This window comes from Polyangium mundeleinium (assembly GCF_028369105.1).
Taxonomy (GTDB): Bacteria; Myxococcota_A; Polyangia; order Polyangiales; family Polyangiaceae; genus Polyangium; species Polyangium mundeleinium.
On sequence record NZ_JAQNDO010000001.1, the window covers coordinates 3,755,334 to 3,778,426 of the forward strand.

Below are 23,093 nucleotides of genomic sequence, written 5' to 3' on the forward strand. Positions count from 1 at the left end.
CACGGTGAGTGTTGGGGATCGGGGGGATGCGTGTGACGAACGGGGGAGGCGAGGCGATGTTTGTCGCGCCGCGGCTCACGATGCGGCCGCCGCGCAGGGCGAGCGTGAGTGTGGAGGGGGACTCTTCGCGCGAGCCGAGCGTGGAGAGTGATCGTTCGCATTTGCCGGTGCTCATCACGGGCATCTGCGGACGGCTCGGGCGCAGGCTCGCTCGGCACCTGCACCGCGAGCGGCCGGTGATCGGCATCGATCGTCGATCGTTTGAAGACAAACCAAAGGACATCGTCCACCATCAGGTCGACATCCGCCGCAAGAAGACGCAGGACGTCTTCCGCCACGAGCGCCTCGCCGCGGTCGTGCACCTCGGCGTCATGCACGATCCGCGCGTGGACCAGGCCGAGCACCACAGCTGGAACGTCGTCGGCCTGCAGCGTCTGCTCGAGTACGTCGCGCACTACGACGTCCCCAAGCTCGTCGTGCTCTCGAGCGCCAACGTCTACGGCCCTCGCCCGGACAACCCCCAGTTCCTCACGGAGGACGCGCCGCTGCTCGGCGGCGCCTCGTTCAGCGAGATCCGCGATCTCATCGAGGTCGACATGCTCGCGCAGTCGTTCTTCTGGAAGAGGCCGCGCACCGAGACCGTGATCCTCCGCCCGGTCCACATCCTCGGCGCCGTGCGAAACGCGCCTTCGAACTACCTGCGCCTGCCCGTCATCCCCACGCTGCTCGGCTTTGATCCGATGGTGCAGGTGATCCACCAGGACGACGTCGTCAGCGCCATCGCCCGCGCGCTCATGCCCGGCGCGCGTGGCATCTACAACATCGCGGGCCCGCCGCCTTTGCCCTTGTCGCGCCTCGTCGGCATGACCGGACGCACGCGCGTCGCCGTTCCCCACGGGATCGCGCAAGGCGTCGTCCGTAAGCTCTGGCAGTACCGGGCCACCTCGTTCCCCGCGCCTGAGATCGATCACATCCGTTACGTGTGCATGGTCGACGACACGCGCGCGCGAACCGATCTTGGCTACGCGCACACGCACGACATCACGCAGACGGTGGCCGCGATCGACGACGTCTTCTGATGCGCCGCGGCTGCGCGCACGCTTCTGTCGTTCGTCCGGGTGTCACGCAGTGGTACGCTCGGCGTCCATCTCCCGCCATGTCTCTGCTGCCCGCGCTCCTCGCGGTGACCACCCAGGCGGCCACGCCGCACCTCACCGCGACGCGCGTCTCCACGCCGCCGGTCCTCGACGGACGCCTCGACGAGCTCCCCTGGAAGCACGCCAAAGGCAGCGACGCCTTCACGCAGAAGCTCCCCACGCCCGGCGAGAAGCCGCGCTACCGCACGCTCGTGCGCGTCGTGTACGACGACGAGGCCGTCTACGTCGGCATCGACTGCGAGCAGACGAACGACGAGATCATCGCGCGCCTCACGCGGCGTGACAGGCAAGTCGAGGCCGACGCCGTCACGGTCACGCTCGACACGCGCGGCGACGGCAGGAGCGCGCTCGAGTTCGAGGTCAACGCGGCCGGTGTCCTCTCCGACGCGCTCCGCTTCAACGACACCGAGCTCTCGCGCGAGTGGGACGAGATCTGGGACGCGCGCACCACGCGCACGGCGCACGGATGGTCGGCCGAGTTCAAGATCCCGCTCCGCATCCTGCGCTTTCGTGATCTGCCCTCGCAGAGCTTTGGCCTCCAGGTGCGGCGCCGTGTGTCGATGCTGCAGGAGGTCGACGAGTGGACGTTCATCCCTCGCGACGCGGGCGGCGAGGTGTCGCGGTACGGCAAGCTCGACGGCCTCTCCGGCCTCCGGCCCAAGGCCTCGCTCGAACTGCGCCCTTTCGTCGTGGGCGCCCTCCGCTACAGCGAGAGCGAGGCCGAGATCCGCGGCGCGAGCGTCTTCCCCGCGGGCTCGGCGGGGCTCGATCTCAAGTGGCATCCTTCGCAGAGCCTCACGCTCGACGCCACGATCTTCCCGGACTTTGGCCAGGTCGAGGCCGATCAGGTCATCCTCAACCTCAGCAACTTCGAGCAGTTTTTCCCGGAGCGCAGGCCGTTTTTCCTGGAGGGCTCGGACAACCTCGCGACGCCCTTCAAGCTCGTCTACACGCGCAGGCTCGGCCGCGCGCCGGGCATGCCGGCCGTGCGGGACGACGAGGAGACCGTGGGATCGTCGGCCCCGGCCACGGTGTACGCCGCGGCGAAGCTCTCGGGCGAGCTCGTGGAGGGCGTGTCGGCGTTCGAACTGCTCGGCGTCACCGCGCCCGTCCTCGTGAACGTGAAGCGCGCCGATGGCAGCTTCGCCTCGCGTGTCGCCGAGCCCCTCGCCGCGTTCAAGGTCCTCCGTCTCCGCAAGGACTTCGGCCCTCGCGCCTCGCTCGGCTTCATGGCCACCGCGAAGAGCCGCTTCGAAACACCGTCCGTGTACCCCACCGTCGAGGCCGCTCCCGGCAGCGGCCGCCAGCGCGTGCTTTGCCCGAAGGAACAGATCGTCGCGCACGGTGCGCGTTGCTTCCACGACGCCTACGTCGCAGGTGTCGACGGCCGCTGGCGTTCGCCGGGCGGCGAGTACGTGATCAGCGGACAAGCCGTCGCCTCGCTCGTGCACGACGGCCCGCCGCGCACGTTGCCCGATGGCACCGTCCTCTCCTCCGGCGACATCGGCCCTGCGGTGCAGGCGCGTGTCGCGAAGGAGGGCGGCAAGCACTGGACCTTCAACGCCGAGTACGCCGGGTATGGCCGCAAGGTCGACTACAACGATGTCGGCTACATGCAGCGGCAGAACCTCCACGCGTTCACCGCGTCCGTCGGCTACCGGACGCTCGATCCGTGGTGGGTGACGCTCGAAACGGAGACGACCATCGACGTGGTCGAGCGCGACACGCTCGACTGGCTCACGCAGGAGCGCATGCTCCTGCTCGGCAACTACACGCGCTGGGCGAACTTCTGGGAGAGCTTCGTCGGGATCCACGCCAAACCCTCGCGGTACGACGACCGCGAGGTCGGTGACGGCACGGCGCTCGAACGCGCGCCCCTCTTCGGCGGCGAGCTCTGGATCGCGACCGACGGCCGGCGTGTCGTCAACGGCGAGGCGTGGGTGATGGTGCAGGGCATCGAGACCGGCCTCAACGTGGAGGCCGACGGCCGTTTGTCCGTGCGTATCCTGCCGCAGCTCGATCTCGATCTGATCCCGACCTTCCTCTACACGCACGGCGAGCCGCGGTACGTCACGACGATCGGAGCAGGCCACGTCTTCGGCCGGCTGCGGGCGCAGAGCCTCGGGCTCACGATGCGCGCGACGTACACGTTCTCGCCGCGTCTCTCGCTCCAGGCCTACGCGCAAGCCTTCCTCGAAGCGCAGAGCTTCGACGGCTTCACGCTCTCGAAGGCGCGCGGAGCGGGCCGTGTCGCGCGCCTCGCAGAGCTTTCGCCTTTCGGAGCGCCGCTCGACGACGATCCAGACTGGGAGGGCGGCTCGATCAACGCAAACATCGTCCTGCGCTGGGAGTACCGGCTCGGCTCGACGTTGTTCCTCGTCTACACGCACGCCCAAGGCGACGGACGCGCGCCCCTCGCCCGTCGCGGCGCCGGCTTCGACTTCGGATGGCTCGGCCCGCGCGCCTCCGAAGAAACGTTGCTGGCCAAACTATCGTACTGGTGGGGCTAGCTTCCACAGGCGCCCCGCACCCGGGGCGCTGCCCCGGTCCCCGCGGGGGGCTGTCCGCCCCCTCGACCCCGGACCAGCCAGGGGCTGGACCCAAACTCGATGAACTGCGCTCCGCGCAGTTCATCGAACAGGCCCGGTCAAGACCAGCAGCGACGTTGCCAACCAAGACAGCCGCGCTGCTGGTTCGACTGGCAACCCGGCTTCTTCGTCGGCCTGTTTGAAAAACTGCGCGGAGCGCAGTTTTTCAACCCTGGGTCCAGCCCCTGGCTGGTCCGGGTGCAGGGGCGGACAGCCCCTGCTGGGGCCTGGGGCAACGCCCCAGCGCAACGCCCCAGCGCAACGCCCCAGCGCTACGTCTCAGAGCGCCGTGCAGGCTGTGGGCGTTGGGTTCGCCTTGCAGTAGGCCGCGTCCTTCGGTGCGCCCACGATGAGCATCGCGTCTTGCGACACGAGCCGCGGGCGTGCGTTTGTCACGGCCTTGCAGGTCTTGCCGTCGGACGTCTGCGGCTCGGCCAGCGCGCACACGCCGGCCTCGTTCGGCACGCTCCACGCCTGCCCCGTCGGATAGACGAGGTTCATCGAGTACTGCCCTTCTGGCAGGCAGCCGTAGACGATGTCGAATGGGCGGCCGAAGCGCGCCGCGAGGCCCTGCTTCAAGGCCTCCTCGTCGGCGATGATCGCCGCCCCGTCTGCGGCCGTCTTGCGGCTCAGGACGAACACGCCCTTCTTCGACGGATCGACTGGATCGATGCACAACGCGGCCGGCCGCACCGCGACCGTCACCTCGGGCTCGAACGACTGGAACGGGGGCACCGGGTTCATCGGATCCGGCATCGCGGGCGGCAGCTTCGTCGACGTGAGCAGGAGGTTCTTGAGGAGCGTCAGGCCTTGCATGATCACGCGCGGCCGCGACTGCGTCTCGATGCGCTTGTCGTTCGCGAGCCGCGGCGCGTTGATCTTCGAGAAGACCGAGCTCGGGTAGAGCTGCGGAATGCCCGCCGACTCGACCACGTGATCCTCGTGGGTGAGCTGGCCGTCGCCGTTCACGTCCTCGAGCGCCATGTAGAGCGTCGCCGCCGGGTCCTTCACGGGCAGGAAAAACGGCGTGAGCGCGGCTGCGTCGATCTCGGCATCCGCCACGCCGGCCGAGAACGTGATGCGGATGAACGACGTGTCCTTTGGCGGGAACGTCTCGAACTCGAAGTCCGATGGCACCACGACCTTGCGTGGATCCGTGTTGCCCGCGACGCTGTCGTCCACGGCCGACGGGTAAAACACGGGTCGTTCGAGCGGGAGCACCTGCCCGAGCGTCACGCCCACGCCGGGCACATGCACGCCGACGGCCGGGATCACGAAGTTGCCCTTCCCGTCGGGCTCGCCGACGTTGACCTCCGTGTACCGCGGCGCCGCGCCCATGAGCACCTCGGCGGCGTTGTCGATTGCGCCGCCGCCCACGTCGCCCGCCGTCGGCAGGTTCGAGATGGAGAAGGCCGGGTTGAAGTCGCCGTCGCGATCGTAAAACCCGCGGAACTGGTACGTCCCCCCGCTCAGCGGCGCGATCGTCCACGTCCCGCTCGCGGTGATGTTTGGCGCCGAGGCATCGGGGCAGCGGAGCTTGCCGTCCTTGTCGAAGACGAGCTTGTCGCGGACGCTCGCGAAGAGCACGTCGGCCGGGATCGCGTCGAGGCTCGCGGCGCCGGTGCCGAGGCCCGAAGGCGGTGGCAGGAGCCGCTTGTCGAACGCGAGTACGAGGGCCGCGCCGACGACCTTGCCGTTCTCCGTGCACGGCGGCGGGCCCGTGTAGGTCAGCGTTCCTTCGACGACGCCCGCCGGACCGCTGAACCCGGGGATATCCGGGACGAAGGTGTCGGGGTCACCGCACCCGGCGGCGAGCGCGAGGAGCAGGGCAGGGAAGGGAAGCGCGAGGGAGCGGCGCATCCAGGATAGGGGACCTCATCGACGCACGGCCGTCAAGCTGCGGCCCGTTTGTCGCTCGCGGCGGTCAGCCGGCCGCGCGCTTCGACATGGCGTCGAGCACCTCCTGGAGCTCTGGGAACCGACCTGCCGACTGCTTCGAGAAGATCAGCTCGCCGTCGACGATCACGTCGAACTGACTGGGCTTTCCGATCTCGAGCTTGCTGTCGACGTCGAACGCATCCTTGATGGCGGCCGCGAAACTCACGGCCCGGGGCTTGTAGTTTCAGACGTGGCAGTACTTGATCACGACGTTCATGGACGCCTCCTCGGACGTCCATGGATGCCGGCGCGGCCGAGCGCAAGGGGCGAGGCGCTTCACGCCGAGGGGCGTTCGTCCCGCGCGAGCCAGAGAGCGAGGGCGACCGTGAACGCGAGGGCCGCGGCGGCCGCGACGGCGTTCCGCGTGCGCTTCGAGCGTGCACGTGCGCGGGGCTTCTCGCGTGGGCTCGCCGCCACGGGACGCACCTCGGGCTTTCCCGTGGGGGCCGAGAGCGTGCCGGGCGCGCCGTCTGCGGGCAGATCCTCGCGATCGAAGAGCGCGTCCTCGGCGAGCGCGCGTCGCACGTCCCGGTCGAGCCAGTGCGAGATCCACAGGCGTCTTCCTTCCGGCAGGCCCATCACGCGGCGGAGCTCGGGCGTCATGGCGCGCGCCACGTCCTCCGGTTTCGCCTCGAAATCGTGCAGGAGGCGCGCCGACGCGGGCGGATCTTTCCAGACATACCGCGAGGGCCCGACGAGCACGAGGTGCGTGCGGCGCGCGGGCGTGCGCGGCGGCTTGAACGCGAGATCCGCGGAGAACTTCCAGCCCTCGTCCGTCCGCGGGAACTGCCGTGCGCGCAGGATCTTCACGACACACGTCGCGAGCTCGCGTGTCGCCTCGTCGCCCTTCTCGCCTGGTGATCGCAGCGACGCCGTGTCGCCCTTCGGCCGGATCGAAGCCTCGATCGTCACCTTCGTCGCCTCGCCGGGGCGGCGCTCCAGGAACGCCTCGTAGCAGTCGAGCAAGGGACCCACGCGCGCCCGCAGCACACGCGCGATCGCCTCGCCGCTCGGCGCGACGGCCTTCGGTTCGGCGCGCACCGACTCCACCACGAGCGGGATCGCCGCGCCTTCCTGTGCTTCGTCCGCAGGCGGCTCCGCGCGCGGCGGCTCGCGGCGCGCGAGGATCACGCGCGGCGACGCGAACGAGACATGCACGGCCGGCGTCATGATCTCGAGCCAGCCTCCCGGCGGCGTGACCACGTCGAGCACGGCGAACGAAAAGTTCCGATCGACGTAGCTCTTCGTCCACGCCGCGTCGAAGGGCTGTTCGCCCGCGGAGGGGGCGACGACGAAGCCCGAGAGCGTCGATCGATCCAGCACCCACGCCGCAGGAGGCGCCGGCGCGCGGCCGCGGGTGCGTCGCTCGTGCGGCTCGACGAGCGTGTGCACGAGCGCCGCGAGATCGAGCTTGGGCAGCGGCTCGATCGTCGGCGTGCTCGGCGTCGGCAGGCCGACGAGCACGCGCGGCGCGGCGGGCGCGAGGCGCGCGGCGAAGAGCACGTGTTCACGCCCGCTCGCCTCGTCGTGGCTGACGATCAGGTAGTCCTCGTGCACCACCGGGGACGGCGTCGCACCGCCCACGGCCACGGCGCCCGCCGGGGACACGAGCGCCACGATCGAGAGCGCGACGAGCGGGCCGAGCGCCTTCATGAAGCCGGAAACCAGCCGTGGCGCCCTTGCTGCTTCAGATCGTTCATCGCCCGTTGCATCGCGCTGCGTACACGTTCGAAGAGGTCCTCCACCGCCTCGGGATCATCCACCGCGGAGGGCGGCAGATCGGTGCGGATCGGCGCGAGGATGCGCGTGTGGATCTTCACGGGCGGCGGCAGGTGCGGCAGCGGGATGCCGGCGATGAGCCCCCAGGGCAACGCCACGCCGATCGGCGCCACGTTCGATCGCGCGAGCAGCGGCAGCCGCAGCGCCTCCGCGATACGCCGCCCGTCGGTCCAGATGTAGAGCGAGTGATGCGCGCCCACGCTCACGATGGGCACGATCGGGATCTGGTGCCGCAGGGCCGTGCGCACGAAGCCGCGGCGCTTGCCGAACTCGATCTCGTACCTCCGCGAGAACGGCTTGCACGCGTCGATGTCGCCGCCCGGGAACACGAGCACCGCCGCGCCACGATCGATCGCGCGCGCTGCGTTCTCGGGGCTCGCCGCGATCGCGCCCGCGGCGTTCAGCCACGCGCCCGCGCCGGGGAAGCGGAACGGCACGTCGTGCATGAGCCCGTACGAGATTCGATCGGGCGAGTAAAGCCTCCAGAACGCGAGCATGTGACAGAACATGTCCGGCGTGCCGGTCATCGCGTTGTGGTTGCCGACCACGAGCGCAGGCCCGTCCGTGAAGGGCTCTTCGAGCTCCGTCTCGGCGCGGAAGTAGTGGTCGTAGAACATCCCCAGGAGCGGCATCGCGCGCTTGATGAAGTGCGGATCACGGCTCGCGAGATCGTTCGGGCGCACGGTCGCGCGCGCCTTCTCCGCGAGCGCGGCGAGCGCGTCTTTCAACACGTCGACGGGAGGGACTGGCTCATGTGGAACGACGAAAGCAGCCACGCATTCCTCGTATACCGAAACCAACAAAAGCGTGCCAAGACCCGCGCCCTTTTCGGTGCTCGAAAGGCGTCGCGCGCCTCGCCCCTTCGCCCATTTTTCCTCGAATTCATGCGACGATGGCTCGTCGATACCCCGGCGCCGCGCCCCATCGCGCGGCAGGAGGAGACATGATGTCCGCGCGTTCGATCTTCGTCATCGCTTGCTCGTTTCTCGCGCTCAACGTGTTCGCTTGCGCCACAGGCTCGACCGGCGGCGTGGGCGGCGGAGGCGGTGAGGGAGGCGATGACTGGGGGGGTCCAGGACCCAGCTCGAGCTCGAGCAGCAGCGGCTCGGGTGGCAGTGGCGGCAGCGGCGGCGGCGGCGTCCCCATGACCACCTGCGACATGAACTCGATGGACTGCTCCACGTGCTCAGCGTGTTCGGGCACCACCGCCGACGGCCTCTGCAACGCCGAGACCCAGGCCTGCAACAACAGCATCGATTGTGGCGACTTCCTCACGTGCATCGACGGGTGCGCGGACGGCGATTCGGCCTGTTACACGAGCTGCGAGACGGCCTACCCGACCGGGTACAGCATCTTCAACGACTACGCCTCGTGCGTGATCTGCAACGACTGCTACGTGCGCTGCAACGGCGCGGATTCCTGCATCTAGCCTTCGTGTCCTCGTTTTTCCAACGCCCATGATGACCGGAGGGTGTCGCCGCGTGTCGACCCCCTCGGTACACGGTGACCCGCAGGTGTCGCCGCGTGTCGACCCCCTCGGTACACGGTGACCCGCAGGTGTCGCCGCGTGTCGACCCCCTCGGTACACGAGGACCGGCGGGTGTCGCCGCGTGTCGACCCCCTCGGTACACGGTGACCCGCAGGTGTCGCCGCGTGTCGACCCCCTCGGTACACGAGGACCGGCGGGTGTCGCCACGTGTCGACCCCCTCGGTGCACGAGGACCGGCGGGTGTCGCCGCGTGTCGACCCCCTCGGGAGGCCGTCGTGACCTCTAGATCCCTTCGAGACGCACCTTCTGGCCGGCGCGCACCCCGTGCCGCCGGCAGTATCCGGCGTTCACCTCGATCACGTACCGCGACGCGCACGGCACCGAGAACGTCGAGTCGTTCATCGTCGGCGCGTTCTCCTCGATCCCCACGATCGTCCCATCGTCGTCGACGAACAACATGTCGAGCGGGATGCACGTGTTGTGCATCCAGAACTGGTGCACCTCGCGCCGCTCGAAGACGAAGATCATCCCGCGCGCCTCGTCCATTTGCTTGCGGTACATGAGCCCGCGGGCGCGCTCGTGCTCCCGCTGCGCGATCTCCACGGTGACCGCCTCGTCCTTCGCGTCGGCGAACACGACCTTGCCCTCGCGCAGCAAGGGCGGCTTCGCGAGATCGTCGGGCGGGCACGCCGGATCGGCGCCCGTCCGCGAAAGCGTGCGCTTGGGTTTGTCTTCGGTCGGGTGGATGCACCGCGCCTTGGCGCTGTGATTCTCCAGGCCCTCGGGTTCTTGCCCGATCGGCACGGGGCGCGCGTCTCGTGGGGGCGGCACGGGCTCCTCGACGCGCGGCTCGCAGGCGACGACCAGAAACCCGAGCGACAGGGCGACGAAGAGCTTCGTGACGGGCATGGCTCGTGCCCCTTCGTAGCACGACGCGCGCCCGCGCTTGACCTTCGCCGCGCCTCGCCGCAAGGAGAAACATCTCCTATGAAACTTCCCTCGCTCCAAGGTCCTCGTTTCGCCGCTCTCACCGCGGCATCTGCCCTGGTCGTCGCCGCCCTCGCGAGCGGCTGTGAGTCGAGCCCGCCCGAGCCCACCGCGGCGCCCGATCGCAAGCCCGAGGCGCAGACCCAGGGCAAGGACACGAACGGACTCCCGACCGAGAAGACCTCGCGGCCGCGCATCCAGCTCCCGAAGCCCACGAAGAAGAAGGTCTCGGCCAAGCCCGTCGCCGAGGTCAAGCCGAGCGAGGACGATCCGGTCAAGGGCAAGTGGACCCTCGCCGACGCCACGAAGGGCCTGCCCGAGGGCAAGGCGCTCACGGCCACCATCGAGACGGACCAGGGCACCCTCGAGTGCGCGCTCTTCGACGACAAGGCGCCCATCACCGTCGCGAACTTCGTCGGCCTCGCGCGCGGCGTTCGCCCGTGGAAGACGCCCGAGGGCAAGTGGGAGAAGAAGCCGGCCTACGACGGCACGATCTTCCACCGCATCATCAAGGGCTTCATGATCCAGGGCGGCGACGCCAAGAAGAACGGCACGGGCGAGGCCGGATACGTCATCCCGGACGAGGTGTGGGAGGACGCGAACCACGATCGTCCGGGCCTCTTGTGCATGGCGAACCGCGGTCCGAACACGAACAGCGCGCAGTTCTTCATCACGGACGAGGCGGCCTTCCACCTCGACAACGGCTACACGATCTTCGGCGAGTGCGCGCCCGTGGACGTCGTCCACAAGATCGCCTCCGTTCCCACCGTCCGCGAGAAGCCGGAGACCGCGCCCGTCATCAAGAAGGTCACCATCACCCGCAAGTGATCTTTTCTGCGCGAAGTCCTCGTCGTCCTCGCGGCGCGCGCGAAAAAATTCGGTTACGCTTCGGGCATGCAGAAGCGGCTTATCTTGGTGGCCGCCGCGCTTGGCCTCGTCGTCCCGGCCGCGGGTCTCGGCGGGTGCGGCAGCTCGATTGTGCGAGAGACCGAGGGCCAGGGCGGGGGCGGCGGCGAGGGCGGGGATTCGTCGAGCAGCACCGCGACGGGCCCGATATGGGATGCGGGCAAGGATGCGTTCGACGAGTACATCGATCCCGGCTGCCCCTCCACGCCGCCGCCGATCGAGGATTTCCAGTGTGATCCCTTCGATCAACTGAACAGCGGCTGCTTCCCCGGCGAAGGCTGCTTCATCTTCGTTTCGTACCCGAGTGAACCCTGCGGCCAGGAGGTCTACGGCGCGTTCTGCACGCCCGCGGGATCCGGCGTGCAGGGGGATCCGTGCGGCGGCGGCTCGGGCCTCTGGTGCGCCGCGGGGTTTGCCTGCGTCGTGACCGGCTCGGGCACCCAGTGCGTGAAGCTCTGTCCGCTCAGTGGCAACGATGACTGCCCGTCCGGGCTCGTGTGCGAGCCCATCGACGTCGAAGGGTTCGGCGGATGCCTGTGAAGCGTTTGCGGAAGGCGCAAGGCGGACGAAGCCTGCTCGGACTCTCGCTCGCCGCGCTCTCGGGCACCCTCGTGGCCGCAGGGATCGTGGCGGGCGGGTGCGGCGCGCGCACGCCGCTCGACGTGGGTCCGCCCCAGCCCCCTTGTTTCGTCGACTCGGATTGTCCAGGCCACAAGAACCTCTGCGAGCCCGTCTACTGCGATCTCGCGGCGGGCGCGGAGGCGGGGGCCCCGCGGAACGGCGGGCTCTGCGTCGACCTGCCGCCCGTCGTCTGCGACGACAACGATCCCTGCACGGACGACGCGTGCGTCCCGAAGACCGGGCAATGCACGTACGAGATCGCCACGCGTGACAACGACGGCGACGGCTTCCGCGGCCCGCGGCCCGGCATGCTCCCGGGGGAGCCGAACGCGTGCGGCGACGACTGCGACGACAAGAGCGAGCTCGCGTATCCGGGCGGCACCGAGGTCTGCGACGGCGTCGACAACGACTGCAACGGCATCGTCGACGACGGCGCGACGTACATCCCGCTGCTCAACGAGCCCATCCGCCTCTCGGGCGACATCGCGCCCGCGGGCCCGGGCGGCATCGCGTGGAGCGGCTCCTCGTACGCGGCCGCGTACACGGGCACCATCTCCGGCTTCTCGATGCGCCTCAACATGCTCGCGCCGACGGGCCTCTCGCTCGGTCCCGAGACGCCGATCGTCTTCCAGAACGGCGACAACGCCGGCGGCCCGATCGTGTGGGTCGGCGATCGGTACGGCATCGCATGGCAGGATCGCCGCAGCGGCGACTACGAGGTGTACTTCACGCTCCTCGACGAGAACGGCGCGAAGGTCCTCCCCGACACGCGCCTCTCCTTCGCCGAGGGTTTTTCGATCAACGTCTCGCTCGGCTGGACCGGCGGGGAGTTCATCGTCGCGTGGCAGGACGAGCGTGAGGGCCTCTTCGACCTCTACGCGCAGCGCCTCACGATCGACGGCGCGCCGATCGGCGGCAACGTGAAGCTCACGCAGGCCATCAACGTGGGCAACGAAGCGCCGCAGATGGCGGCCGGCCTCTCCTCGATCGGCGTCGGCTGGGCGCCCGGCGACGCGCTCCAGCACTTCATCCAGTTCCAGGTCTTCAACCAGGATCTCACGCCGCGCTCGCAGCCCGTCTCCCTCACGGACGGCTTCACCGACTCGGTCTACCCCACCGTCGTCTGGAACCAGGATCGGTACGTCATCGCGTGGTTCGACAGGACGGCGAACCCCAAGGCCATCTACGGCGCCGTCGTCGACGAGGACGGGAACATCCTCGTCGCGCCCAAGGCCCTCACGAACCCTGGCTCCTTCCGCTCGCGTTACCCGAGCCTCAAGGCCCTCGGCGATCGTGTCCTGCTCGTCTACGCCGACGATCGGGATCAGAACGACGGCTACGAGCTCTACGCGCTCATGCTCGACCAGGAGCTCAAGCCGTCCGGCCCCGAGCAACGCGTGACGTTCGCCAAGAGCGACAGCATCTACCCGATCGCGACGTTCGGCCCCGACGGCAACGTCGGCATCCTCTTCCGCGACGACCGCCAAGGCGAGCAGCACGTGTTCTTCACGCGGCTCGGCTGCATCGTGCCTTAGCCTGCTAGCTCGGCCGTCGCCGGAAGGCTCCCGCCTTGTGCACCTTGCCGGGGAGGGGGCGCCCGAGCACCCGCTCGGCCACGTTGCCCGCCTCGATGAGTTGGTCGAGGTCGATCCCCGTCTCGATCCCCATCCCGTGCAGCATGTACACGAGGTCCTCCGTCGCCACGTTCCCCGCGGCGCCCGGCGCGTACGGACAACCTCCGAGACCTCCCACCGACGCGTCGAAGTCCCGCACCCCGAGCTCGAGCCCCACCAGGATGTTCGCCAGCGCCGTCCCGCGCGTGTCGTGCAGGTGCAGCGCGAACTGATCCACCCGCATCGCGTCGAGGCATCGCAGCACGATGTCGCGCGTCTGCTTCGGCGTCCCGACCCCGATCGTGTCGCCGAGTGACACCTGGTAGCAGCCGAGCTCCAGCAGCTTCTTCGTGATCTCGACGCTCCGCTCGGCCGACACCGGGCCCTCGTACGGACATCCCCACACCGTCGACACGTACCCGCGCACGCGCAGGCCCGCTTCGATCGCCGGCGGCACGATCTCCGAGAACACCCCCAGCGTCCGGTCGATCGACTTGTTGATGTTCTTCTGGTTGTGCGTCTCGCTCGCGCTCATGAAGACCGCGATCTCGCTGAGCCCCGTGGCGAGCGCGCGCTCCAGGCCTTTTGCGTTCGGACAGAGCGCGCTGAACGTCACGCCCTCGGGCGGGCGCATCCCGCGCGCGAGCTCCTCGGCGTCCGCGAGCTGCGGCACCCACTTCGGCGACACGAAGCTCGTGATCTCCAGCCGCTTCACGCCGGACGCGACGAGCGCCGCGACGAGCTGCTTCTTCGCTTCGAGCGGCACCACGACCGCCTCGTTTTGCAGGCCGTCGCGCGGGCTCACCTCGTAGAGCGACACCCGATCGGGCGTGTGGGCGAACAGATCGTGCGGGGCGGCGCTCGAGCTCGAGGGGCGATCCGTCATGGGGTGACCATTGTTCGGCATGCGCGCGCGCCGTCAACGCGCTGCGCGCGCGCCGTGATCTTAGCCGTGGACGAGCCTCAGATGCCGCGATTTCGGGCTCGGGGAGAAGGGCACCGGGTAGACACCCGAGAAGCAGGCGGCGCAGTATCCGTTCTCGGCCGCCTCCCCGCTGTTCGGCGAGGGCGGAGGGCTCGGGGACGCCGCCCGCTCGATGTTGCGCACCGACGTGACGAGCCCTTCGAGCGACAGGTACCCGAGCGAGTCGGCCGTCACGTACTTGCAGATTTCGTCGAGGGTGTGCGTCGCGGCGATGAGCTCAGCGCGCGTCGGCGTGTCGATCCCGTAGAAGCAGGGCCAGCGCGTCGGCGGGCTCGAGATCCTGAGGTGCACCTCGCGTGCCCCGGCGTCGCGCACCATCTTCACGATCTTCCGGCTCGTCGTGCCCCGGACGATCGAGTCGTCCACGACCACGACACGCTTGTTCGCGAGCGCGGCGCGGTTCGGGGAGAGCTTCAGCCGCACCCCGAAGTGCCGGATCGACTGCTGCGGCTCGATGAACGTCCGGCCCACGTAATGGCTGCGGATGAGGCCCATCTCGAACGGAGCGCCCGCGCGCTCGGCAAAACCAATCGCCGCGGGCACCCCGGAGTCGGGCACGGGCACCACGACGACGTCGCCCGCGTCATTCCCGCCTGGGATGGGCCCTTCTTCGGCGAGCTTGCGGCCGAGCGCCTTGCGCACCTCGTACACGCTCGCGCCTTCGATGAGCGAGTCGGGGCGCGCGAAGTACACGTGCTCGAAGATGCAGAGCTTGCGCGTGCGCGGCGCGAAAGGCCGGAGCGAGCGCGTCCCGTTCGCGTCCACGATCAGCATCTCGCCCGGCTCGATGTCTCGCACGTACATCGCGCCGATCAGATCAAACGCCGTGGGCTCGCTGGCGATCACGATCGCCTCGGCATTCCCATGCATGAGGCGCCCCATGCAGAGCGGGCGGAAGCCCATCGGATCCCGCACGGCGATGAGCTCGCGCTCCGTGAGGAACAGGATCGAGTAAGCACCTTCGACCTGCCCGAGCGCCTCGGCGACGCGGCTCTCCACGGTGGCCTGCGTGCTCGCGGCGATGAGGTGGACGATCACCTCCGTGTCGCTCGCGCTCTGGAAGATGCTCCCGCGCGCCTCCAGCCGATCCTTCAGCGCCTCGAAGTTCGTCAGGTTGCCGTTGTGCCCGACCGCGATCGACCCGCGCGCGTAATCCACGGCAAACGGCTGTGCGTTGCGGATGTGGGAGCCGCCGGCGGTCGAGTACCGCACGTGGCCGATCGCCCGGTCGCCGGGCAGCGCCGCGAGATCCGTCGGGGAGAACCCTGCTTGCACGAGGCCCATCGACCTGTGCGGCGTGAGCCGCTCCCCGTCGCTCGTGACGATCCCCGCCGCCTCCTGACCTCGGTGCTGCAACGCGTGCAGCCCGAGGTACGTGATGTTGGCGGCCTCGGGGTGGCCATAGATGCCGAACACACCGCACATGCGGCGTCTCTTTAGTACGAAAGCAGGAGCCGGCCACGCGAGGTGGCCCTTGCGGGGCGGGGAGGTGTGGAGAGGGCGGAAAGGCGCGGAGAAAACCGCGCTTGCGGGCGAGCGCTACTTCTTCGCGATGCCCCAGACCTTCGTGATGATGTCGCCCTCGAAGGGGTCACCGTGGCACGTGCCGCACTCCATGTCCTTCTTGTCGGCGCGCGTGAGCTTGTCCTCGTACTGCTCGTCCATGAAGGTCTCGAGCGCCTTCTTGTCAGAGTGATTGAGGTTGTGCTCGTTGCCGTCGTGGCACGTGTCGCAGAAGACCGCGCCGCCCTTCTCGTCGCGGAGCGCGACGACGAAGTTCTTCCACATGCCGCGCGTGATCTTGATCTTGCGCGTCTCGGCCTTGAAGTCGCCCTCGACGTGGCAGCCGTTGCAGTCCTTGTAGCCGAGCGCCTTCTGGAAGAGCGGCATCAGCTTCTTCTTCTGCGCGAGGCCGATCTTCGGCAGGTCCTGGAGCTTGTCCGGGGCGAGGCCGATCTTCTTGATGTCCTCGAGCATCTGGCTCTGCCGGAGGTTCGTCGACGGTTTGCCCGCTGCGGCCGGCGGCGTCGCGGCCGTCCCGCCCGTGCCCGTGTCCGCGGGCTTCGCGTCGCCGGGCTTCGCGTCGCCGCCTTCGGGCTTCGCGTCGGTGGCGCCGCCCGGATCGGCGGGCTTGTCGGTCGAGGTCCCGTCCGTCTTCGGATCGTTGGCGGTGTCGGGCGGAGGCGTCGAACCGCCGCCGCAGGCCGCGGCGACGCCCGACAGGGCGAGAGCAAAAACGAGGGCGAGGTGCTTCGTGGCTACCATGGTGTCTCGGCCAGACACTACACGACCCGCCTCGCGGGACGGAAGTCCAAGGCGCGAAACCCGCGCCGGCGCCGTCAGAATTTGCCGGTGACGGTGAGGAACGTGAGCTTGTCGTTCGTCTCGCGGAGCCGTTGCGTCAGCATCCGGACGAAACTCCAGAGCACCTCGTAGGCGAGGTCCTTGTGCAAGAACAGGAGGTCCTCGAAGGCGTCCTTGGGCACCGTGAGCAGGCGACATCGCTCGTGGACGCGGGCGTCTGCGGAGCGCGGCGCCTCGTCGAGCAGGCTCATCTCGCCGAACACCGAGCCCGGGCCCAGCACCGCGAGCGCCTCCTCGCCCATGCCCGGCACCTCACGGCTGATGCGTACCTTGCCTTCGAGGATGATGTAGAGCTTGTCGCCCGGATCTCCGTGCTGGAAGATCTTCGTCCCGAGCGCGTGGGACTCTTCGTTGGCGACGCGCGAGATCAGCTCGAGCGCCTGGGTGGTGAGCCCCTCGAAGAGGGGCACCTTGCTGAGCTTCTCGATGCGTTCGGCGACGTCCACAGGTGCGCCGAGGATAATGAGGCGCCGCGCGGAAAGGAAGCGTGGCCGCGGCCTTTGAACGTCAGCGCGTGAAGCGGACGCGGATCGGCGGTGTCGCGGCCACCATCGGCGTCCCGGTCCGGTCGAGCGCGGGCGTGTAGCGCCGCGACAGGGCGCAGAGACGCGCGGCACGGCCGAAGCCGTAGCCCGGATCGTTCACGACCTTCACGGTTTGCGGCGAACCGTCGGCACGCACCGTCACGATGATCGACACCACGGCCTGATCGATCTGCTCGGCGTCGGCCTCGGGCGGGAAGGGACAATCCCACGCGGAGCTGCCGACGAGGCCCGCGGCCTTCGAGTTGTCCGGCCCCGTGGGCGCCGGCGGCGGCCCGCCTTTGCCCGTACCCGTGCCGCCTTCTTTCCCGTCGAGCGAGGCGCCCTTGTTGTACGTCGGGGTCTTTCCGGTCCCCTGCGCGCTCACCATCCCGTACCCCGGGCCGCTCCCGTCGCCGCTCACGAAGCCTTGCCCCGTCATGTCCACGGGCTCTTCTTCGTCCGGCTCCTGCGTGATCACCTTCGCGGCTTGCGAGGGCGGCGGCGGCGGAACGTTGTCGGGGACCTCTTCGTCCGGCGCCTTCTCGGCCTTCGCCTGCGGCACGGGCGGCGGAGCTTCGGGCTCCGGCTCCGGCTCCGGGGGTTTTTCCTCGGGCTTCGGCTTGTCTTCGTTCTTCGGCGTCAGATCGATGTCGTATTCGGTCCAGAAGAACTCGTGCAGCCCTTGACGCATCTCGCCGACCGCGCGGCGCATGTCGAAGAGGGCCGTCATCGCCTGCGCGGAGGCGTAGCCGTGCGAGAGCAGCGCGAGCACGAGCCCGATCGCCGTGCCCGTCTTCGCGGCGCGATCTCCGAGCGCGACGACGGGCGCGAGCGGATCACGGTCGCGCCCGGCGGTGTGGTGGAACTGGCTTCCCCCCATCACGACTCTGTTCGCCGCCGAGCTCATGATCGATGTATCTCCAAGGTTCTAGCGTGGAGCTCCGCGTGGCCTAGCGGAGCCCCTCAAGTCCAAGCGAAGGTATCACGGCGTCACGGGCGTGGGCGGCGGGGCCGGGGCCGCCTTGCCGTCCTCGGCGGGCACGGGCGTCACGCCGAAGGCGATTTTCGTGATTCCGGCTCGCTTCAGGAGATCGAGCGCGTGAAGCACGCGGCCGTGCTGAACCGTCTGCTCTGCGCGGATGACGGCGCGCAGATCGGGCGTCTTCGCCTGCGCCTCCTTCGCGAGCGGGAGCGCGGCGTCGTCGGTCGGCAGCTTCTTGCCGTCGATGACCATGTCCCCGTTCGCGCGGAGCTCGACGCTGAAGACCATCTGCACCTCTTGCCCCGATGCGGCCTTCGGCAGGTCGAGCGGCAGGGCCTGGGACACGATGATCTTCGCCGTCACCATGAAGATGATGAGGAGCACGAGGGTGATGTCGACGAGGGGGGTGACGTTGATCCCCTCGACCATGTTCTCCTCGTTGTTGGAGCTCGACCCGGCCATCAGCCGTTCTCCTCGCTGGACTCGTCCTCGTCCTCGCCCTTTTTGGCGGCCTTCTTGTTCTGCGCGCCGTTCGTCTTCGCGGGCTTCGCCTCGGCCTTCTTCGCGGACACGGCGAGGGCGATGTCCTCGACCGCTTCCTCGAGCGCGCTCTCCTTCTCGCCATGCAGGTGCGCGAGCAGCACGCGCGTGAGCGCGTCGGTGTTCGCGATCGTCGAGCGGATGAGCCGCTGGAAGTAGTTGTTCGCGGCGACGGCCGGGATGGCGACCGCGAGGCCGACGGCCGTGGCGACGAGCGCCTCGGCGATGCTCGACATGACCTGCTGCGGTGCCATCGCCGCGGAGGCGGCCTGCGCGAGCGGCTTCTCGGCGGCCTTGCCGAGCGCGTCGAACGCGCCGACGACGCCGATGACGGTGCCGAAGAGGCCGATGAACGGAGCGTTGTTGCCGAGGGTGCCGAGGTAGGCGAGGCGCCGCTCGAGCTTCATGCGCTGGAGGGCGAGCGCGCCGGCCATCGCCTCCTCGGCGGCCTTCGGCCCGCGATCGGCCTCGACGAGGCCTGCCTTCACGACGGCCGCTTCGGCCGAGGGCGAGGCCTCCATGCGCTTCTGCGCGGCCTCGATCGAGTCCTTCAACGTGTTCCGCAGATCCCGCGCCAGCACGACCACGTCGTCTCGCAGCGACCAGAAGAACCAGGCGCGCTCGAGGATGATCGCGACGCTCACCACGGAGAGCCCGATCATGAGCCACATGACCCAGGCAGCGCCGAAGCCGACCATGATGCGCTGCAGCCACTCGATGAGATTCATCTTCCGGTTGTGCCTTTCAATCGTGGGCCGTTGCAGCCCGGCTTTTGATCTGGTTTACACGCCCTCTCGACGAGGCTCGAGGCGGGCGCGAAGTGGCGCTAAGCGGAATCGGAAGGCTCGGAGGAGGACTCGTCGCCTTCTTCGCCACTGTCCGCGTCGCTGGCGCGGAACGTCGCATCGGCGATCTGACAAGCGGTGGCGAGGACCGTTGTGGCGTAGCCACCCTTCGGTAGCACAAAAGAAACGGTGAGCCCGCCGGATGCGTCAATCGGACGCACCGAGAGGTCGGCGACCATGAGCCGCAGGGGCCTTCGGGTGCCCTCGCCGAGGGCGCGGAAGGCCTCGAGCCGGCTCGCGTCGGGCAGCACCGTGGCGAGCACTTCACGCTCGATGTCCCGCGGCGCGCCCTCGGGCCAGCGCATCTTCGCGCCGAACATCGGTCCGGTTGGTGAGATGGCCCCAGCCTCGGCCCGCGCCTTCGCGTCGTCGAGGTCCCGCCCTTCCGCGGGGACGGCAAAGATCCCGCCGGAGTCGTGCTTCTTCGCGATGTCCCCCGGCAGCACGGCGGCCCACGTTCCGGCCGCCACGCGCCGCGCGAGCACGTCGTTGAACAACATCGACTGCAGGGCCGAGAACAACAGCCGCTGCTCGCGCCGGTCCCGCGGCCCGCGCTCCTCGCCACGCAGCCAGGCGAGCGCCCGCGCCGGGTTCTGGCCGTCGCGCCCGAATCGTTGCGGTCCAAACGAGTTCGGCACGCCCACGCGGCCGGCCTCCGCGAGCCGCTCGCCGACGCGGGCGGCGTCGTCGCCGGCGAGACCTCGCAGCGTGATCGTGAACCGGTTGCCCACGAGGTGCCCAGGCTTGAGCTTGTTCCCGTGCCTGCTCGCGCCGAGGATCTCGACGCCCGGCAGCGACACCTGCGCGAGCTTCGCCTCCGCGTCCTCCGCGATCGGCACCTGGATCGAGATCGTCTGCGTGGTGATCGCGTGCCGGTCCTTCATCCCGGCGAAGCCCGTGCTGCGGGGGTCGGCGCCGAGGGCGCGGGAGAGGTCACGCACGACGTCGAGCGTGTTTTTTCCCGTCTTGCGCAGGGTGACGTAGAGGTGCTCGCCCTTGCCGCTCGGCGCGTACGCGGGGATCTCCTCGACGACGAAGTCCTCGGGGCTCGTACGGATCTTGGCGATCGGGAGGGGCGCCTGCATGGGCGGCAGAGGTTGACCGAAAACCGAGGCCCGTCCAAGCGGCCACGGCGCATTTGCCCTCGCCGGAAGCTTTCGGTATGAGTCGAAGAGGCGGCTCGCTCGTCCTTCATGGCGCCATGAAGCCCATCGTCTCTTTCCGCTCTCCTCAAGCTTTGGGCCTCGCGGCCGTCGCGCTCCTCGCGGCGACCTTGCCGGCACCTTCGGAGGCGGAGGCCAAGGGCAAGAAGTGCCCCGAGGGCATGGTGAGCGTCGCCGGCAAGTACTGCATCGACACGTACGAGGCGCACGTCGTCGAGATCGTCGGCAAAAACAAGACGAAGGCGCACTCGCCGTACCAGTCTGTCGCGGGCCTGCGCATGAAGGCCGTGAGCAAGAAGGGCAAGGCCCCGCAGGCGTACATCAGCCGCAATGAGGCCGAGGAGGCGTGCAAGAACGCGGGCAAACGCCTCTGCGCGGACGACGAGTGGATCGGCGCCTGCAAGGGCAAGAAGCCCACGACGTTCCCGTACGGCAACGATCACGTCTCCGGCGTCTGCAACGACGGCGGTTTTTCCTCGTTCAACGCGCTTTACGGCGTCGCCGGCGGCCCGCCGCCGCAGGAGGCGTACACGTTCGCGAACATGAACGACGAGCGCCTCAACCAGATGAAGGGGACGCTCGCGAAGAGCGGCGCGCACAAGAAGTGCCGGTCGAGCTACGGCGCCTTCGACATGGTCGGCAACCTGCACGAGTGGACCGCCTCGAAGACGGGCACGTTCCGCGGCGGCTACTACCTCGACACGCACCAGAACGGCGACGGCTGCGACTACAAGACGACCGCGCACAACGCGCGCTACCACGACTACTCGACCGGCTTCCGCTGCTGCCAGTAGCAGGCTGCCGATAAGCTTGCTGCGCGCCCTGGATCGTCGGCGCGTCGTCCTCGGAATCCTGGAGGATTCCTGCGTCCTCCTCCCTAGCTCCAGGGCGCTCGCGGCGCTTCTCGACAGCCTGCTGGGACTCAGAGCTCGTGCGGCATCAGGTCCCGGGGGCTGCGCCAGTACTGCAGCGGCGAGTACGCCAGCATGTTCGACACGCGTGACGTGTAGATGCAGGCGAACTCCTCGACCTGATCGCCGAAGCTGCTCGGCTCGATCGACTCTTTCAACAACGATCCCCAGTAGGGGTGGAAGCGTTGATCGATCTCGCGCTCGAGCTTCGTCGCCTCCGCGTCCACCGCGCGCAGCATGCCGCGGATCCGCTCCACGGCGCGCTTTGCCCGGCCTCGCTCGGCCTCGTACGAGATGCCGCTCCCGCTCCCGCTCCCGGTTCCGTGCCCGTTCTTCGCCGCCTGCGCCGCGTCCTCGATCTTGCGCGTCAGGTCCTTGTACCGCTGCTGGTAGTACCGGAGCTGATCTTCGAGCTCGTCCCTTCGTTGTTCGAGCTCCGCGCTCTTCTGGTGCTCCTCGCGGCACATCTCGTGCGCGATCACCTCGGCTTCCATCTCCTGGATGATCATCGCCGTGCGCCAGGCCGACTCTTTCTTCGACCTCAAAATATCGCCGTAGATGTGATCACCGACGTAAAGGATCCGGTCGCCGCCGATGCCGAGGGCGGCTTCGAGATCGTGCAGGTTGCCGCCCTCGTAGATCACGCCTCGTTCGAGCGGGTACGTCGCGGGGCGCAGGTTCTCTCCGTCCCGCTCGAGCAGCGGCCTGCGCTCCTGGAAGAACGCCGGCTTCTGCGCCGCCACGATGATCAGATCGAAGTAGTGGCGGAAGCTCGGGTACTCCGGCATCGCGTCGCCGAGCAGGTACGTCATCATCCGCTCGGTGTACGGCCAGCGCGAGTTCGTCAGCAGAAACAGCCGTTTGCCCGCCGAGCGTAGCTTGTGCAGCGTCGGCGCGAGCAAGGGGTCGCGCTCGATGAACCGCGGCAGATCGCTGAGCACCACGTCCAGGATGGATCCGTCGCGGTGCGCCTCGTCGATGCACTCGCGGATGTCCGTGAACAAGGTCGCGTAGTCGAGCTCGATCCGTCGCGCTTCGAACGCCTCGACGATCCCCGTGTAGAGCGCGACCTCGCTCAGCGCGTAGAGCGTGTCGATGAAGTGGTAGCGGCCGGTGTTCGGCTTGACGCGCTTCTGGTGGTAGAGCGAGCGCAGCTCCTCTTTCGTGAGCTCGCGCAGGCCGTGGTAGCCTTTGTGGACCACCTTGAAGCGGTCCATCTTGAGGACGTTCCCGGCCTTCTTGTCGATCAAGAGCCCGCGGATCGGGAAGTCGATGGGCCAGGTGATCCCGCGGAGGATGTCCTCGTCGTAGCCGCGCTTGGCGAGCTTGGGGATCACGGCGTCGATGGACAGTTTGTCCATCTCGACCTGGTTGTAGATCGCCAGGGTGTAGTCCATGTCGAACCCCACCCAGTCGATCCCCGCCATCTTCAGATTGCGGTTCACGAACACCCGCCGCGTGCGCGGGATTCGCGCCGGCGCGGTCGGGGTGAGATGCCCCTCGAACGGTAGAGAGAGCTGTTCGAACGCCACGGGACCCGCAGCCATCCTACCTCATCCGCAGCACATAGGCGCGCCGTCCACGTTGCACGCGTGCGTTCTTGTTCCAGCCCGCTCTTCCTCGCTTGCTCGTCCGCCTTCTCCGTGAGCCCGTGCCCGCTCGGCCTGCGTGCGCTATCGTCCGCCGGCACCCTCCGTCCCA

Annotated in this window: 20 protein-coding genes and 1 pseudogene; 7 read left to right on the forward strand and 14 right to left on the reverse strand. The window is 68.7% G+C overall.

What is annotated here, in order from left to right:
* Positions 1-26: 26 nt before the first annotated feature.
* Together POL67_RS15065 and POL67_RS15070 are read left to right on the forward strand one after the other, a co-directional pair.
* Complete coding sequence (locus POL67_RS15065; RefSeq protein ID WP_271918052.1) at positions 27-1,079, forward strand: NAD-dependent epimerase/dehydratase family protein; 1,053 nt, start codon at positions 27-29, stop codon at positions 1,077-1,079.
* A 77-nt stretch (positions 1,080-1,156) separates the two neighbouring features.
* The gene (locus tag POL67_RS15070; protein WP_271918053.1) at positions 1,157-3,667 is read left to right on the forward strand and encodes a DUF5916 domain-containing protein; all 2,511 of its coding nucleotides are present in this window, start codon (positions 1,157-1,159) and stop codon (positions 3,665-3,667) included.
* A gap of 357 nt (positions 3,668-4,024) precedes the next feature.
* Here the strand turns inward: POL67_RS15070 and POL67_RS15075 are convergent, their stop codons facing one another.
* The 4 genes and pseudogenes from POL67_RS15075 to POL67_RS15090 all read right to left on the reverse strand — a co-directional run bounded on the left by POL67_RS15075 (position 4,025) and on the right by POL67_RS15090 (position 8,238).
* A complete protein-coding gene (locus tag POL67_RS15075) occupies positions 4,025-5,605 on the reverse strand; it encodes a hypothetical protein (RefSeq protein ID WP_271918054.1) in 1,581 nt (526 codons plus the stop codon).
* 64 nt (positions 5,606-5,669) lie between these two features.
* A pseudogene (locus tag POL67_RS15080) lies at positions 5,670-5,855 on the reverse strand (Rdx family protein); the annotation flags it as partial.
* Between the two features lie 104 nt (positions 5,856-5,959).
* Positions 5,960-7,336, reverse strand: a complete 1,377-nt coding sequence (locus POL67_RS15085; protein WP_271918055.1) for a hypothetical protein — start codon at positions 7,334-7,336, stop codon at positions 5,960-5,962.
* Positions 7,333-8,238, reverse strand: a complete 906-nt coding sequence (locus POL67_RS15090; RefSeq protein WP_271918056.1) for a lysophospholipid acyltransferase family protein — start codon at positions 8,236-8,238, stop codon at positions 7,333-7,335. Before POL67_RS15090 ends, POL67_RS15085 begins: the two co-directional genes overlap by 4 nt.
* A 167-nt stretch (positions 8,239-8,405) precedes the next feature.
* Between POL67_RS15090 and POL67_RS15095 the strand changes: the two genes are divergently transcribed.
* Positions 8,406-8,891: a hypothetical protein gene (locus tag POL67_RS15095; RefSeq protein WP_271918057.1), complete on the forward strand. Its 486-nt coding sequence runs from the start codon at positions 8,406-8,408 to the stop codon at positions 8,889-8,891.
* A 342-nt stretch (positions 8,892-9,233) separates the two neighbouring features.
* On the opposite strand, the gene POL67_RS15100 is transcribed toward POL67_RS15095, so the two are convergent.
* Entirely contained in the window at positions 9,234-9,860 is a 627-nt protein-coding gene (locus tag POL67_RS15100; RefSeq protein WP_271918058.1) for a DUF192 domain-containing protein, read from the reverse strand.
* 78 nt (positions 9,861-9,938) lie between these two features.
* Here POL67_RS15100 and POL67_RS15105 point away from each other — a divergent pair, with 78 nt between their 5' ends.
* From POL67_RS15105 to POL67_RS15115, 3 genes are all read left to right on the forward strand, one after another.
* On the forward strand, positions 9,939-10,766 hold the full coding sequence (locus POL67_RS15105; RefSeq protein ID WP_271918059.1) for a peptidylprolyl isomerase: 828 nt from the start codon (positions 9,939-9,941) through the stop codon (positions 10,764-10,766).
* 66 nt (positions 10,767-10,832) lie between these two features.
* Positions 10,833-11,384 carry a hypothetical protein gene (locus POL67_RS15110; RefSeq protein WP_271918060.1) on the forward strand — a complete coding sequence of 184 codons (552 nt, stop codon included), beginning with the start codon at positions 10,833-10,835 and terminating at the stop codon, positions 11,382-11,384.
* The gene (locus POL67_RS15115) at positions 11,375-13,000 is read left to right on the forward strand and encodes a putative metal-binding motif-containing protein (RefSeq protein ID WP_271918061.1); all 1,626 of its coding nucleotides are present in this window, start codon (positions 11,375-11,377) and stop codon (positions 12,998-13,000) included. The genes POL67_RS15110 and POL67_RS15115 overlap by 10 nt, the downstream gene beginning before the upstream one ends.
* A 4-nt stretch (positions 13,001-13,004) precedes the next feature.
* On the opposite strand, the gene POL67_RS15120 is transcribed toward POL67_RS15115, so the two are convergent.
* The 8 genes from POL67_RS15120 to truD all read right to left on the reverse strand — a co-directional run bounded on the left by POL67_RS15120 (position 13,005) and on the right by truD (position 20,403).
* The gene (locus POL67_RS15120; RefSeq protein ID WP_271918062.1) at positions 13,005-13,964 is read right to left on the reverse strand and encodes a hydroxymethylglutaryl-CoA lyase; all 960 of its coding nucleotides are present in this window, start codon (positions 13,962-13,964) and stop codon (positions 13,005-13,007) included.
* A gap of 60 nt (positions 13,965-14,024) precedes the next feature.
* Positions 14,025-15,488, reverse strand: a complete 1,464-nt coding sequence (purF, locus tag POL67_RS15125) for an amidophosphoribosyltransferase (RefSeq protein ID WP_271918063.1) — start codon at positions 15,486-15,488, stop codon at positions 14,025-14,027.
* Between the two features lie 114 nt (positions 15,489-15,602).
* Positions 15,603-16,328 (reverse strand): cytochrome c3 family protein, encoded by a 726-nt coding sequence (locus tag POL67_RS15130; protein ID WP_271918064.1) that lies wholly within the window; start codon positions 16,326-16,328, stop codon positions 15,603-15,605.
* Positions 16,329-16,402: 74 nt separating this feature from the next.
* Positions 16,403-16,873 carry a cyclic nucleotide-binding domain-containing protein gene (locus POL67_RS15135; protein ID WP_136933370.1) on the reverse strand — a complete coding sequence of 157 codons (471 nt, stop codon included), beginning with the start codon at positions 16,871-16,873 and terminating at the stop codon, positions 16,403-16,405.
* Positions 16,874-16,934: 61 nt separating this feature from the next.
* Positions 16,935-17,858 (reverse strand): energy transducer TonB, encoded by a 924-nt coding sequence (locus POL67_RS15140; RefSeq protein ID WP_271918065.1) that lies wholly within the window; start codon positions 17,856-17,858, stop codon positions 16,935-16,937.
* A 75-nt stretch (positions 17,859-17,933) separates the two neighbouring features.
* Positions 17,934-18,395, reverse strand: a complete 462-nt coding sequence (locus tag POL67_RS15145) for an ExbD/TolR family protein (protein ID WP_271918066.1) — start codon at positions 18,393-18,395, stop codon at positions 17,934-17,936.
* Positions 18,395-19,201: a MotA/TolQ/ExbB proton channel family protein gene (locus POL67_RS15150; protein WP_271918067.1), complete on the reverse strand. Its 807-nt coding sequence runs from the start codon at positions 19,199-19,201 to the stop codon at positions 18,395-18,397. Before POL67_RS15150 ends, POL67_RS15145 begins: the two co-directional genes overlap by 1 nt.
* Positions 19,202-19,299: 98 nt before the next feature.
* The gene (gene truD, locus POL67_RS15155) at positions 19,300-20,403 is read right to left on the reverse strand and encodes a tRNA pseudouridine(13) synthase TruD (RefSeq protein ID WP_271918068.1); all 1,104 of its coding nucleotides are present in this window, start codon (positions 20,401-20,403) and stop codon (positions 19,300-19,302) included.
* A gap of 116 nt (positions 20,404-20,519) precedes the next feature.
* Between truD and POL67_RS15160 the strand changes: the two genes are divergently transcribed.
* Complete coding sequence (locus tag POL67_RS15160) at positions 20,520-21,275, forward strand: SUMF1/EgtB/PvdO family nonheme iron enzyme (protein WP_271918069.1); 756 nt, start codon at positions 20,520-20,522, stop codon at positions 21,273-21,275.
* 128 nt (positions 21,276-21,403) lie between these two features.
* On the opposite strand, the gene POL67_RS15165 is transcribed toward POL67_RS15160, so the two are convergent.
* Entirely contained in the window at positions 21,404-22,924 is a 1,521-nt protein-coding gene (locus tag POL67_RS15165; RefSeq protein WP_271918070.1) for an HAD-IG family 5'-nucleotidase, read from the reverse strand.
* Between the last annotated feature and the right edge of the window lie 169 nt (positions 22,925-23,093).